The organism is Halorubrum sp. SP3, from assembly GCF_005435195.1.
Classification (GTDB): domain Archaea; phylum Halobacteriota; class Halobacteria; order Halobacteriales; family Haloferacaceae; genus Halorubrum; species Halorubrum sodomense.
This window is the reverse complement of the sequence record NZ_SGTU01000409.1, coordinates 1-426: the sequence shown is the minus strand read 5'-3', so window position 1 is coordinate 426 and position 426 is coordinate 1. Positions and strand designations below refer to the sequence as shown.

The following is a 426-nucleotide window of genomic DNA, read 5'->3' as shown; positions in this document are numbered from 1 at the left end:
GGTGCCGACGATAACGTCCGCGTTCGGGTCGAAGCGGTTGCCGTCGTCGTTCACCCGCGAGGACCCGACGCGGATCGACACGTCGAGGAGGTCGCCGTAGCGGTCCTCGAAGTCCTCGTGCTTCTGGTTCGCGAGCGCGACGAGCGGCACGAGGAAGAGCAGCTTCCCGTCGCCCTTCAGCGCGCGGTCGATCCCGGTCAGCTCGCCGACGAGGGTCTTCCCCGTCGCGGTCGCGCTCACGACCAGCTGGTCGTCGCCGTCCAAGAGCCCGTTCCGCACCGAGAGGCTCTGGACCGGAAGCAGCTCCTCGAACCGGCCCTGGAGGTGCGCGGAAAGATCCGGATGGAGGTCCAAGTCCTCGGTCCGCACCGGCGAGATGTCGTCGACGTTCGCGGAGACCTCGTCGTACTTCGTGAGGTCGGGGTC

The 426-nt window shown here is 68.1% G+C and carries 1 protein-coding gene; it reads right to left on the bottom strand.

Annotated features, from left to right (window positions below):
- Positions 1 to 426 (bottom strand): DEAD/DEAH box helicase (locus EXE42_RS17030; protein ID WP_137707067.1); only part of this gene is annotated, 426 nt, incomplete at both ends.